Raw genomic sequence first — 12,368 nt, forward strand, 5'->3', positions numbered from 1 at the left:
CAACATTTGACCAATAACACCTGAGCCTAAGGAATACACCATCTCCTCGGAAATAAGATCGGACAGGCATAACTTTTCTGGGACGGGCTAAAGCCAGAATAAGAATATGATCGGACAGGCATAACTTTTTTCATTCAACATTTGACCAATAACACCTGAGCCTAAGGAATACACCATCCCCTCGGAGTTGCCGCAGGGCATTTGCGGTCGTTGCGTGAGCGAGGCATGGATGCCGAGATAGCGTCAGTCGAATCAGGGACGAGCGTCTGACGCGATAGCATAAGAACGCTTAATGCCCAAGGGGCTTTCAACTCCGTTAGGGGCGTCTTGGAGCATCCAAGGGCGAAGGCCAACGGCCGTTTTGAGCGCGAGATAGGGATATCGAGCTGGTAGTTTTACATGGACGTTTTTGATAGGACGAGCAGTCCTCCTTGGTCGACTCTTGATTAAAAATCAGGGGGTGAAGCCCCACGACTTTGATTTTTGCTTTGATAAAAAGTTGGTGGCCTAGCATTTGCTTATCCACTGCAGCGCATTGGCAAACAGATTACAAAGCGATGACGCCATTATGGATAAGCCACAATAATAGGGAGTACCCGATCCGCCATGAAATCCACCATAAGAACCATGAAAATCACCTTAGATGACCTTAAAGGGCCAGAGATAGCGGCTTTGCTGCAGGAACACCTCGACGATATGCGAGCAACCTCGCCACCAGAAAGTGTGCACGCATTAGACCTTAATGGCCTGCGCCAACCCAATATTCGCTTTTGGACACTGTGGGATGACCGTAATCTGGCGGGCTGCGGTGCACTAAAATGGTTAGATGCTGAACATGCAGAGATCAAATCGATGCGAACCGCTGCGACTTACAAACAGCAAGGCGTGGCATCCCAGATATTGCAGCACTTGATCAATGACGCCAAAGCCGCTGGCGTGCAACGCCTCAGTTTAGAAACGGGCTCAATGACCTTTTTTCAGCCCGCACGTTCTCTCTACGCTAAGTTTGGCTTCGAGCTATGTGGCCCCTTTGCCGATTACGTGCTCGACCCCAATAGCGTATTTATGACCAAAAACATATAGCGGCTCCCTGTGCGCAGTGGAGTGATAAAGCTCGTCACTAGGCCTCTTTGCTCGCACTGCTTTTTCAAGCTTGCGCCCACCAGTTCATTAGAATAAACTTATTGAAAATTTTCTAATCATAGAGGCAAAGCTATGTTTCAATCTTTACTGGCTAAATTATCTGGTAGCAGCAACGGTGAAAAATGTTGGCAACTGATTGAGCAGGGTGCGCGCGTTATCGATGTGCGCTCACCGGAGGAGTTTGCCTCGGGTCATTTGCCTCAGGCCATCAATGTGCCACTGCCAACGCTCGACCAATGGTTACATCAGGTTGAAAATAAACAGCATCCCTTTGTACTTTACTGCGGCGCAGGCATTCGTGCCCAAAAGGGCTGTGATATTTTAAGGGCCAATGGTTTTGAATGTGTGGTTAATGGTGGTTCACTAAAAGATTTAGTCTGCTGCCAACCTAATCCTTAGCCTTATTTAGCCTAAGCGAGCGACGCTAAGGAGGAATGAATGACAACATCTTGTCCTGCACCTCGCCAAGCAGAAAAACCTGCTGAGCTTAAATCCGCTCGCCAAGCACGTTACGCAATGAGCCGTAATCGTGGCCAAGCGAGCGTCAAAGTGCGTTATATCGAAACCAGCGCTATGTCTCTTGGCTGCAAGCTTTGCGAGTAATAGGCTTTCTACATAAACAAAAATACCAGCTAAGATGCTGACATTTTTATTATTTTTACTATTAAACAGCTAACTTATCGATACTGGCTTTAGCTTCGCTGATCCCTTTTTGGTTAGCTTCTGGGCCCATGTTCAGCGCCTCAGCATAAACCACGTCCACATCGGTGATACCAATAAAACCGAGGAAGGTTTTTAAGAAAGGCACCATGTGATCGGTTGGACCATCTTTATGGGCGCCACCACGGGTGGTGATCAACACGGCGCGTTTACCTTCCACTAAGCCTTTAGGGCCATTCTCGGTGTAAGTGAAGGTCACACCCGCACGGGCCACAAAATCAATCCAGTTTTTCAGCTGGGTTGGAATATTGAAGTTGTACATTGGCGCAGTGATCACGATAGTGTCGTTCGCTTTTAACTCTTCCACTAAGGCGTTAGACAGATCGAGCATCTCTTGCTGACGTGCAGTTAGCTCAGCGCCGCCACGTAAGCCAGAGGCGATTTCACCGTCAACCATAGGTAACACATCTTTACCCGCTAAGTCGCGTACCGTGATGGTTGCGCCCTGCTTTTCCCATTTACCGATTAAGTAGTCAACTAACAAGGCAGATTGTGAATAACCGCCAAGAATACTGGATTTTAATACAAGGACTTTAGACATAATCTGCTCCGAAAATTGAAATTTTGGGGGAGTCTTTACACTTTATCTCGACTCTATAGGCTTAGTGTATTAGCCCATAAAAGAGAATAAAAGCGGATAAAATTTGAGATTACCTTCTAAAAAGTAGAACGGTTTTACATTTTTGGCACACTGACATACAAACCATCGAACTGGGCGCAGAGTTTTCCGTCACAAAAGAGTTGCACCTCAAGCTTCACCTTGGCTTTTCGCCCCCGTTGCAGCGGGCTTAAATTCGTATCTGGCCAACGCACTTTGACCTCAGGCGCGCTGGTAACGGGCGCCAAATAACGAATATGGGCATCGGCCAATACTATGTCGCCATCCACATTGAGGAGTTGCTGTTGCAGCCATACCATGCCCCAACCAGTGAGCGTCATGATGGTATAAATGCTGCCCGCAAACATGGTGTGATGCAGATTGATATTCGGCGCGAGTGGCGCACTCACACTCAATTCACCATCAGTAAATGACAGCGGTGCTATCTGCATAAACTCACTCACAGGTATAGTACTGTGCCAAGTCTGGCGTAATCGATTGAGTAGTTCATCCATGTGCATGTTCCTTTACTGATGCAGACTAAACCTGTAAATGGAAGGTCACTGGACCATCGTTGACGAGTTCAACCTTCATATCAGCAGCAAATTGCCCTGTTTCGGTGTTCACGCCCTTGGTGCGGCAAAAGGCGACAAACTCTTCATACAGGCCAAGCGCTTGCTCAGGCGTGCCCGCGCCCGAAAAGCTCGGCCTTAGCCCACGCTCCGTATCAGCGGCTAAGGTAAATTGGGATACCACTAAAAGCGAGCCTCCCGCCTGAGTCAAATTGAGATTCATTTTGCCATTTTCGTCGGAAAACACCCGATAACTCATCACTTTAGTAGCTAATTTTTCCATTTTTTCGCGGTTATCTTCCCGTTCAACCCCGAGCAAGACTAACAAGCCTTTATCAATCGCACCTATGGTTTGATTATCTACAACCACGCTGGCGCGGCTCACTCTTTGAATTAAGGCGATCACCACTTTTCCTTTAGATTAAGACTTAACAACGGGCATCAAGGGGATTGGGCGCAGATACTGCTCAACTCCGTCAGGCAAGGACTGGGCGATTTGTGCCAATCCGCCATCGGTCCACAGCATAAAACGGCGCAGCTCTTCAATTTCGACCTTATCGGCAAAGGTCACTGTACCTTGGATTTGGATTACCGCGCCTTGCTCGCGCAATACAAATTTAGCGAAATTGAGTTTGGCATTAAGCTCACCAATCACCGCTGGTAGCTCTGGGCTTGCCTGCAACTGCGGATGCACCGCATAAAAACGATTCATTAGGATGCGATCAATCCCCGCGGCATTCATGCTGGGTTCTAACATAAAATCATTATTGCCAAACTGCACCGCTACTTTATCTGGCCCAACTTTGTTTGCCAAGTAATTGGCATTGAGTAATGCCTGATACAAGGCATCGGCAGCGACCTCGTTAGTCATTCCAGCCAATTGCACCACTTTAGGCGCAACAGGTGCGCGCGCGTCAGTCGATGCCGCGCTAACTGACGGCTGCTTAGCTAATTCGCCTTCTGCAACAGAGGCGGATGGTGTGGCCGCACAGGCTGTTAATCCTAAAATGGCGGCAATAATAATGGCTAATTTCATGTTAACTCCTGTCGCTTTATCCAAGCCCACATGGCTTGAATTTCGAGTGTGACGGCAAGGGAGAGTATTTCACTATTCAGTGAATGCCCACCATCAACAATACTGTGGATTTCTATCCTATGGTTGCCGACCTTTGTCAAAAAGGTGGCTAATAAACGTGCCGGACAGACGGCATCCTGCGTACCTTGTAATAACAGGGTACGCGCTGTGACCTGAGATGTCACCCGCTGTAATACACTGAACATATTGAAGTAACCATTTTGCGCATAGTGTAGCTCTATCTGAGCTAAGGCCAATTGCTGGGCCGAGAGCCTTCTTGGCAGCGCTATTGGCACCCCCGCCAAGGTTAATTCCCATTGGATCCAACGGCGGGCAAACTCATGGCGAGTTGCTTCATCTTGGGCGTTAAATCCTAGCTGATAGTGCGTAAATAAATCCGCCAATCCAATAGAAGGAGCAGCAAATTCACGGTGAGCCTGCGGATATAACTGCGCCGCGCCCGATGGCGTATAGAGCCATTCAATCCCCTCTTTTGATGGAATAAACAGTGCCCATAACACTTGGGCGATCACCCGATTGGGAAATAATCCACTGTAAATTAAAGCTAAGGTGGCGCCAAATGAACCACCCGCTAAGCACCAACGCTCTATCCCTAAACGGATACGAATTGCCTCAATATCGCAAATAAGTCCATTCAAATGATTGTGTTCTAACTCGCCAGAAGGCAGTGATTGCCCCGCACCACGTTGATCCAGCAGTAAAATCCAATAATGCTCGGGGTTAAATAAACTTAGCTCACTCACACTGGCACCCGCCCCTGGGCCGCCATGTAGATATAACAACGGAATCCCCTGCGGATTACCATATTGGGCAAGATGCAACTGCTGCCCACTGCCCATCATCAGCCAATCACGGCGGATAAAAGGGGCGACCTGATAGACATCAGTAAGCATATTTGGGATAAAACTCGCGATGGTTAAAACGCATGACAACTTTTATTCAGATAACAACCTCGCTATGGCTTTTCCTGTGTAGTTGAGCGCGTCGGATCAAAAGCTGTGTTCTCTGTAACATGAGCAGATGCTAAAGAGGAGGATTCGAGCTGTGCTAACTCGGCCTCTCGCTGGGCTAAAATTTCTTGCTCTGCTAACCTTGCTTACTCTGCCAAGGGCTGAGTTTCGCCAGCATTGCTGCTGGACTCATAATCCAAATATTCCGGCATGGCGGCGGTAATTTCGGCGCCCAGCAGCACGATCATCCAGGATAAATACACCCAAACAAATAGGATCGGAATAGTCGCCAGCGCACCGTAAATTGCCTCATAACTTGGGAATTTTGTCACATAAAAGGCAAAGCCTTTTTTCCCCAATTCAAATAGCAGCGCCGCCACCACAGCGCCCAACAGCGCGTGCCAAAACTTCACCTTTTGATTAGGCACCACCATATACAAGAGTAAAAATGCAGCCACCGAAAATAACAACGGCAAACGCTCAATAAACAGCGGCATCATGCCAGATAAAGCATCACCCTCAAACAGTTTTAGCGACACCACATAGGAGGTCGCCACTAAGCTCGCGCCCACCAGCACAGGGCCTAAGGTAATCACCATCCAATACATGGAAAAGGCCACCACGACCGAGCGTTTTTCCTTGGTGCGCCAGATATTATTCAACGATTTATCAATGGCCGAAATCAGCATAATTGCCACCACGACTAAGGCCGCGATCCCCACAGCAGTCCCCTTCGAGGCATTGCCCACAAATTCATTAATATAAACTTGTACCGTATCGCCCGCTGCGGGTAGAAAATTCTCGTAAACAAAGGCTTCAATTTGGCCACGGATCCCCTTAAACACAGGAAACGCCGATAGCATCGACATAGTCACCGCCACCATAGGCACGAGCGATAACAGGGTGACATAGGCCAAGTGGCCCGCACGAATATTGATTTGATCTTCAACTAGGCGCTGGCGTAAATGCAGCAGGAAGTGCCAGATCCCGAGGAGTAAGACTCGAATTTGTGCCAGATCTATCTTCTTAGTCACGGGTTTCTCTTGATTCTGTTGGTATAGACTCGTTATCTTCGTACAATAAACACTTAATTTACAAGTCTAAGGAGTGAATTGATGTCACAACAAGGATCCACTGGCAATGTTATCGCCGCAATCGCAAGCCTGTTTTTTCCCGGTCTAGGCCAACTACTACAAGGACGAATTTTGGCTGCATTGCTATTCTTCGTGGTCACTGTGGTCGGCTACGCCCTTTGGTGGTTAATTGTGCCTGCGGTACTAGGTGCTATCTTTCACCTCTGGAGCATTATCGATGCGGCGCGCTTTCAAGCCGATTAACTTCATCTGACTCAGTGACGGAATATCCCATGAAAAGATTGATCACCTCTAGCTTAATCGCGGCAACGCTACTGCTGACGGGCTGTCAAACAGCCTATTACGGTGCGATGGAAAAAGTGGGCTACCACAAACGCGACATTATGGTTGACAGGGTCAAGGCTGCGAAAGAATCCCAAGAGGATGCACAAAAAGAGTTCAGCTCGGCACTCGAAGAGATGCAAGCCTTGCTTAATCACAACGGTGGCAATCTGGAAAAAGCCTATAACAAGGCCAAGGATGAATACGAGTCAGCCCAAAGTGCCGCCGATGATGTGAGTAATCGCATCAACAAGGTCGAAGATGTTGCCGAAGCCCTGTTTGATGAGTGGCAAACAGAAATCGCTGAGATCAGCAAAGCTAGCCTGCGCCGCAACAGCGAAACTAAGCTCAAGGAAACCCGCCGCTCCTACGAGCAGTTGATCAAAACCATGCGCCGCGCCGAATCCAAGATGCCGCCCATCCTCACCGCCATGAAAGACAATATGCTGTATTTAAAGCATAACTTGAATGCCCAAGCGATTGGTGCGATTAAAGGCGAATTTGCCAGCTTGCAAACGGATATCTCAGGCTTAATCAAAGAGATGAACAAGTCTATCAACGAGTCGACTCGATTTATCGAAGCCCTTGAGAACGCAAAAGGTTAATGCCGTTTTACTCGCTTAAATAAGCTGTTGATTCAGTCAATCCAATCTGAATTAACAGCTTGTTTGCTCCGAAGACTTTACTCGCTCTGATACATTACCGAGTCAAAATAGCCGTTTTGCTATTGATTTCGGTTTCCCTGCATTGCCGCTTTCATTTGTGCAAGGCTACGATTTTGGGCTTTGTGAGCCATAGCGCGCTTTCATGTGACGATTCAATCAATATTGGATCTATCGCACAAATTTGCTTTAGGCTCATAAACTTATCTACAAAAGATTGCTCAGATTGAATACGTGTATTCTATGCAGTATTAACATGAGTTTTATTGAATCCCTAACCCTAATGCTGGCCCTGATGTATATCGCCTCCCTAAGCTATTGGAGCGGAAAAAAGTGGGGCGCCGTGGTGACCTTACTGTTAAGTATCGGTGCTGTGGCCATTAGCCTGTATTGGCCGCTGGCACTTGCCCTCCTCATTGCCTTGCCGCTATGCCTGATAGCCAACAAGTTTGCCCCAGAGGAGTTTAAGACCGAGATAAAAATCAACACCCTACGCGAAGGCTGCCAACAGCTGCTCGCGCTTTCACTGTTTTTAGTCGCCATTCAATACTGCATCAATGCCATTCAACTCAAACAAGGGAGCACACCTTGGTTAATGCGCCCCGATGTTGTCGATGCCTTTTTGCCCATCGCCGGCGGGATTGAATTAAAAGCCATAGTAACGCTTAACTTGTGGGATCAAACCCATCCCGCCGCGGCCTTGATGCTCGCCGCCGTGCTACTCACAGGCTTACTCTGCAAACGCGCCTTTTGTGGCTGGGCCTGCCCATTAGGATTAGCAGGGGAATATCTCTACGCCCTACGCAAACGTTTTATCAAAGCAGAACTCGCGCCACCAGCATGGCTAGACTGGCCGCTTAGAATGCTTAAGTATCTATTGCTGCTGGCGCTTTTTTACATTGTGATCGGTATGCCAAGCGAGTCGATCCCCTATTATCTGCAAGGCAATTACCACAAAATTGCCGATCTTAAGATGGCGCTGTTTTTTGTCACGCCTGGACTCATTACCTTAGCCTGCTTCGCCCTGATCCTCGCCCTCGCTGCATGGCGTCGCCAAGGTTTTTGTCGTTATTTATGTCCCTATGGTGCCATACTCGGACTGTTAAGCTTTGCCAGCCCACTCAAGATCCGCCGCAACACTCAGCATTGTCTGATTGAAGCCAAGGGCATGAAATGCGATAAATGCACCCGCGCCTGCCCCGCCAATATCATAGTGCATACCAAAACCACGGTTCGCAGCGACGAATGCCAAGCCTGCATGCGCTGTGTGGCGGCCTGCCCTAAATCGGCGGCGCTCGGCTTAAGTCTTAAATCCGGCCACAGAGTTAGCCATAAGGGATTATTAGTCTTATTATTACTGGCGCTATTTGCGCTACCGCTGACGGCCTATTTAGCCGGATTTTGGCATAGCCAAACGCCGGATAATATCCGCATGGAGCTAATCCAAGTGATTGATCGAGTTGGCCATTAACGATTTTATTTGCATATAAGTAGGCATAAAAAAGGTGCAGCTTTGGCTGCACCTTTTATTTTGGCGATGTCCCGTCCTGAAACGTCAACACGCCCTAGTTTAAGCGCTAGTGACTAAGCCAAATCGAACCTGTCGGCATTCATCACCTTGGTCCAAGCAGCCACAAAATCATGCACAAACTTTTCCTTAGCATCATCCTGTGCATACACCTCGGCGTAAACGCGCAGCACAGAGTTAGACCCAAACACTAAATCGACGCGGGTTGCCGTCCACTTCACCGTACCAGTTTTGCGCTCAACAACTTCATACAGGTTAGTGCCAACGGGTTTCCAGCTGTAGGCCATGTCGGTGAGATTCACAAAGAAATCATTACTTAACACACCCACTTTATCGGTAAACACACCGTGACGCGTACCGCCATGGTTAGTGCCTAATACCCGCATGCCGCCTATCAGTACCGTCATCTCATGGGCGGTTAACCCCATCAGTTGCGAGCGATCGAGCATCATCTCCTCAGGCTGAACCACATAATCCTGTTTCAGCCAGTTGCGATACGCATCGTGCAAAGGTTCAAGCACGACAAAGGATTCCACATCGGTCATTTCCTTCGTGGCATCACCACGGCCAGGCATGAAAGGTACTGTGATATTGACTCCCGCAGCGTGGGCGGCCTTTTCAATCGCCGCAGCGCCGCCGAGGACAATCAAATCAGCAATACTGACTTTTTTGCTCAAGCTTGCCTGCAACGCGCTCAATACTTTCAATACTTTTTGCAAACGCTCAGGCTCATTTCCTGACCAATCTTTTTGTGGCGCTAAACGAATTCGTGCGCCATTGGCCCCACCACGGAAATCCGAGCCTCGAAAGGTGCGCGCGCTATCCCAAGCGGTCGCCACTAACTCAGATACGCTGAGTCCCGAGGCTAATAATTTCGCCTTAAGTTCGACAATCTCACTGGCAACTAAACGGTAATCGACGCTCGGGATTGGGTCTTGCCAAATCAACTCTTCACTCGGGACTTCTGGCCCTAAATAACGGCTTTTAGGCCCAAGATCACGGTGAGTTAACTTAAACCAAGCACGGGCAAACACCTCGGAGAAATAGGCGGGATCTTGATAAAACCTCTCGGATATTTTGCGATATTCGGGGTCTATCTTCATCGCCATATCCGCATCCGTCATGATGGGGTTAAACTTCTTCGCAGGGTCACCCACAGAGATAACTTTATCTTCTTCTTTAATATTGATGGGTTCCCATTGCCACGCTCCGGCGGGACTCTTTTTTAGTTCCCAGTCGTAATTTAACAGCAAGTAAAAGTAGCCGTTATCCCACTGGGTTGGGTGAGTCGTCCAAGCCCCTTCAAGGCCACTGGTCACAGCATCACAGCCAACGCCACGGCCTTTTTTGTTTAACCAACCTAAACCTTGCGCTTCAACATCCTCACCCTCTGGTTCGGGGCCAAGGTCTTGAGCTTTACCATTACCATGGCATTTACCTACAGTGTGGCCACCCGCAGTTAAGGCGACGGTTTCTTCATCATCCATCGCCATCCGCGCAAAGGTGATACGCACATCTTGGGCGGTGCGCAGTGGATCGGGCTTACCATCAACTCCTTCGGGATTCACATAAATCAGCCCCATCATTACGGCGGCCAAGGGATTTTCAAGGTCGCGAGCACCAGAGTAACGACTGTTCGGATTATCACTCGGCGCGAGCCATTGTTTTTCTGAGCCCCAATAAATGTCTTTTTCAGGATGCCAGATATCGGCACGACCACCGGCAAAGCCAAAGGTTTTTAATCCCATAGATTCATAGGCCACGTTGCCAGCCAGAATAATCAAATCCGCCCATGAGAGTTTATTGCCGTATTTTTTCTTAATCGGCCAAAGTAACCGACGGGCTTTATCAAGGTTGGCGTTATCTGGCCAGCTATTGAGCGGCGCAAAGCGTTGATTCCCCGTCCCCGCACCGCCACGGCCATCTGCAATCCGATAGGTTCCTGCGGAGTGCCATGCCATACGGATCATCAAACCGCCATAATGCCCCCAATCGGCTGGCCACCAATCTTGGCTATCGGTCATAAGGGAATGTAAGTCCTGCTTCACTGCTGCGAGATCTAAACTGTTGAATGCATCACGATAACTAAAGTTAGGGTCCATCGGATCCGTTTTCTGATCGTGTTGGTGCAAGATATCGAGGTTAAGAGCCTTAGGCCACCAGTCCATATTGTTACTGGCAACGGCAGAATTGGCCCCATGCATCACGGGGCATTTACCTTGGGAGCGTTGAGTCTTATCCATGGGATATTCCTTTACTTATGGCTAACGAAGGGAATGACACTGTACAGTGCCATTAGGCTAATCAGGTTGAGCGTTTTACCGTTGGCATTAATTCCTTTTGCATTGAGCCAAAGTGACGATTAATGCACCTTTCAATCAGTATGCTAAATGAACAACATGACAACATTTCAGAGTTAAGCAATTAAAGCGAGGAGACAGTAACGAGAACATAAAACCATAGCTCAAAAAACAGGCTAAGATCACACTATCCGTGATTTTTACGGCACTATATTGATTTTAATCAGACCGCGGGACGAGTTTATCGTCAATACTCATCTCAAATAAGAACAAGAATACGTTTATATTCTCTCAATCGGAGTGAACCTATGCGGCAGAGACGCTTGCAACTTATGCAGTCACTTTTTGATGAATATATTGAGATGTACGCTGCCCGGGATGACAAGCTCACAGCCCGTTTCAGTGATGATTTTAGTGGTTATGCAGGTAGCAGCGATATCCTTGTCACCAGTAAAGATGAATGGATAAAAATAACCCGTCAGGACTTCGCCCAAGTCCCCGAACGGATCCGTATTGAGGTATTAGATCTATCACTACAGGATCTTGCTGAAGATATTATTGTTATTACTGCATTTTTTCATATTCATCTCCCTGTTCCAGACTCGATACTCAGCCAAGAAACAGCAAGATTAATGCTGGTTTTCCAGCAAGAAAGCAAAGATTGGAAAATCGTCCATAGTGGAATTTCGATTCCCTATGGCATAGCCAAAAAAGGTGAAATTTATCCAATGACAAGTTTAGAAGAGCGCAATCGAGAGCTAGAGTCCATTATACAAGCGCGAACCTATGAACTTGCAGAAGCAAACAACAGGCTAGAAAAACTCAGTAATACCGATGGATTAACCAATATTGGCAACCGTAGATTGTTTGATCAAATGCTACAAAAGGAATGGAGCCGTGGACAACGCAACAACACGCCACTCTCGCTCATCATGCTCGATATTGACCACTTTAAATTATTTAATGACCACTATGGTCACCTCGCGGGAGATGACTGTCTCAAGATGCTGGCGAACGGCTTATCTCAATCAGGTCGTCGGGCGGGTGAATTGGTCGCACGCTATGGCGGCGAAGAATTTGTTATTTTACTCCCCAATACGGATCTACAAACGGCACTCGATACAGCCAAGCACGTACATCAACTTATCCAATCGCTTGCTATTCCCCATATTAAAACCAACCTAGGCATTGTCACCGTCAGCGTGGGTGTCGCGTGTTTACTCCCCTCAGATAAACATAACGCCCTAGAATTAGTCCACCAAGCAGATACAGCCCTTTACTTGGCTAAGTCTGCAGGCCGTAACTGCATACGCTCAGCACCACCTAATGGAACTCAAATATAACCATTAAAAAGCCCCGCTAAGTTGCCTTAGCGGGGCTTTAT

The 12,368-nt window shown here is 48.0% G+C and carries 14 protein-coding genes; 7 read left to right on the top strand and 7 right to left on the bottom strand.

Annotated features, from left to right (window positions below; genetic code table 11):
- Positions 1–606: 606 nt before the first annotated feature.
- The 3 genes from SO_RS20405 to SO_RS23060 all read left to right on the top strand — a co-directional run bounded on the left by SO_RS20405 (position 607) and on the right by SO_RS23060 (position 1,746).
- A complete protein-coding gene (locus tag SO_RS20405) occupies positions 607–1,083 on the top strand; it encodes a GNAT family N-acetyltransferase (RefSeq protein WP_011074042.1) in 477 nt (158 codons plus the stop codon).
- Between the two features lie 132 nt (positions 1,084–1,215).
- Positions 1,216–1,542, top strand: coding sequence for a rhodanese-like domain-containing protein (locus tag SO_RS20410; protein ID WP_011074043.1), 327 nt, complete (start codon positions 1,216–1,218; stop codon positions 1,540–1,542).
- Between the two features lie 39 nt (positions 1,543–1,581).
- Positions 1,582–1,746 carry a hypothetical protein gene (locus SO_RS23060; RefSeq protein WP_011074044.1) on the top strand — a complete coding sequence of 55 codons (165 nt, stop codon included), beginning with the start codon at positions 1,582–1,584 and terminating at the stop codon, positions 1,744–1,746.
- Positions 1,747–1,807: 61 nt separating this feature from the next.
- Here the strand turns inward: SO_RS23060 and azoR are convergent, their stop codons facing one another.
- From azoR to SO_RS20440, 6 genes are all read right to left on the bottom strand, one after another.
- Positions 1,808–2,404, bottom strand: a complete 597-nt coding sequence (gene azoR, locus SO_RS20415) for an FMN-dependent NADH-azoreductase (protein WP_011074045.1) — start codon at positions 2,402–2,404, stop codon at positions 1,808–1,810.
- A 134-nt stretch (positions 2,405–2,538) separates the two neighbouring features.
- Entirely contained in the window at positions 2,539–2,976 is a 438-nt protein-coding gene (locus SO_RS20420) for a thioesterase domain-containing protein (protein ID WP_011074046.1), read from the bottom strand.
- Between the two features lie 25 nt (positions 2,977–3,001).
- Positions 3,002–3,439, bottom strand: a complete 438-nt coding sequence (gene dtd, locus SO_RS20425; RefSeq protein ID WP_011074047.1) for a D-aminoacyl-tRNA deacylase — start codon at positions 3,437–3,439, stop codon at positions 3,002–3,004.
- 15 nt (positions 3,440–3,454) lie between these two features.
- On the bottom strand, positions 3,455–4,069 hold the full coding sequence (locus SO_RS20430) for a hypothetical protein (protein ID WP_011074048.1): 615 nt from the start codon (positions 4,067–4,069) through the stop codon (positions 3,455–3,457).
- Positions 4,066–5,022, bottom strand: coding sequence for an alpha/beta fold hydrolase (locus SO_RS20435; protein ID WP_011074049.1), 957 nt, complete (start codon positions 5,020–5,022; stop codon positions 4,066–4,068). The genes SO_RS20430 and SO_RS20435 overlap by 4 nt, the downstream gene beginning before the upstream one ends.
- A gap of 203 nt (positions 5,023–5,225) precedes the next feature.
- Positions 5,226–6,113 carry a virulence factor BrkB family protein gene (locus SO_RS20440; RefSeq protein WP_011074050.1) on the bottom strand — a complete coding sequence of 296 codons (888 nt, stop codon included), beginning with the start codon at positions 6,111–6,113 and terminating at the stop codon, positions 5,226–5,228.
- An 81-nt stretch (positions 6,114–6,194) separates the two neighbouring features.
- Here SO_RS20440 and SO_RS20445 point away from each other — a divergent pair, with 81 nt between their 5' ends.
- The 3 genes from SO_RS20445 to SO_RS20455 all read left to right on the top strand — a co-directional run bounded on the left by SO_RS20445 (position 6,195) and on the right by SO_RS20455 (position 8,627).
- Positions 6,195–6,416 (top strand): hypothetical protein, encoded by a 222-nt coding sequence (locus SO_RS20445; RefSeq protein ID WP_011074051.1) that lies wholly within the window; start codon positions 6,195–6,197, stop codon positions 6,414–6,416.
- Between the two features lie 29 nt (positions 6,417–6,445).
- Positions 6,446–7,099, top strand: coding sequence for a DUF2959 domain-containing protein (locus tag SO_RS20450; protein ID WP_011074052.1), 654 nt, complete (start codon positions 6,446–6,448; stop codon positions 7,097–7,099).
- Between the two features lie 313 nt (positions 7,100–7,412).
- Complete coding sequence (locus tag SO_RS20455; protein WP_011074053.1) at positions 7,413–8,627, top strand: 4Fe-4S binding protein; 1,215 nt, start codon at positions 7,413–7,415, stop codon at positions 8,625–8,627.
- A gap of 113 nt (positions 8,628–8,740) precedes the next feature.
- Here SO_RS20455 and katG read toward each other — a convergent pair whose 3' ends face one another.
- Positions 8,741–10,927: a catalase/peroxidase HPI gene (gene katG / locus SO_RS20460; protein ID WP_011074054.1), complete on the bottom strand. Its 2,187-nt coding sequence runs from the start codon at positions 10,925–10,927 to the stop codon at positions 8,741–8,743.
- 365 nt (positions 10,928–11,292) lie between these two features.
- Here katG and SO_RS20465 point away from each other — a divergent pair, with 365 nt between their 5' ends.
- On the top strand, positions 11,293–12,327 hold the full coding sequence (locus tag SO_RS20465; RefSeq protein WP_011074055.1) for a diguanylate cyclase: 1,035 nt from the start codon (positions 11,293–11,295) through the stop codon (positions 12,325–12,327).
- Positions 12,328–12,368: the final 41 nt, after the last annotated feature.

Source organism: Shewanella oneidensis MR-1, assembly GCF_000146165.2.
GTDB classification, from domain to species: Bacteria; Pseudomonadota; Gammaproteobacteria; order Enterobacterales; family Shewanellaceae; genus Shewanella; species Shewanella oneidensis.

What these genes read in the sequence shown, in the direction of transcription:
- SO_RS20445 (WP_011074051.1), top strand. Translation starts at nt 6,195, where the DNA reads ATGTCACAACAAGGATCCACTGGCAATGTTATCGCCGCAATCGCAAGC.
- SO_RS20455 (WP_011074053.1), top strand. Translation starts at nt 7,413, where the DNA reads ATGAGTTTTATTGAATCCCTAACCCTAATGCTGGCCCTGATGTATATC.
- SO_RS20435 (WP_011074049.1), bottom strand. Translation starts at nt 5,022, where the DNA reads ATGCTTACTGATGTCTATCAGGTCGCCCCTTTTATCCGCCGTGATTGG.
- SO_RS20465 (WP_011074055.1), top strand. Translation starts at nt 11,293, where the DNA reads ATGCGGCAGAGACGCTTGCAACTTATGCAGTCACTTTTTGATGAATAT.
- SO_RS20420 (WP_011074046.1), bottom strand. Translation starts at nt 2,976, where the DNA reads ATGGATGAACTACTCAATCGATTACGCCAGACTTGGCACAGTACTATA.
- katG (WP_011074054.1), bottom strand. Translation starts at nt 10,927, where the DNA reads ATGGATAAGACTCAACGCTCCCAAGGTAAATGCCCCGTGATGCATGGG.
- SO_RS23060 (WP_011074044.1), top strand. Translation starts at nt 1,582, where the DNA reads ATGACAACATCTTGTCCTGCACCTCGCCAAGCAGAAAAACCTGCTGAG.
- SO_RS20450 (WP_011074052.1), top strand. Translation starts at nt 6,446, where the DNA reads ATGAAAAGATTGATCACCTCTAGCTTAATCGCGGCAACGCTACTGCTG.
- SO_RS20410 (WP_011074043.1), top strand. Translation starts at nt 1,216, where the DNA reads ATGTTTCAATCTTTACTGGCTAAATTATCTGGTAGCAGCAACGGTGAA.
- SO_RS20405 (WP_011074042.1), top strand. Translation starts at nt 607, where the DNA reads ATGAAATCCACCATAAGAACCATGAAAATCACCTTAGATGACCTTAAA.
- azoR (WP_011074045.1), bottom strand. Translation starts at nt 2,404, where the DNA reads ATGTCTAAAGTCCTTGTATTAAAATCCAGTATTCTTGGCGGTTATTCA.
- SO_RS20430 (WP_011074048.1), bottom strand. Translation starts at nt 4,069, where the DNA reads ATGAAATTAGCCATTATTATTGCCGCCATTTTAGGATTAACAGCCTGT.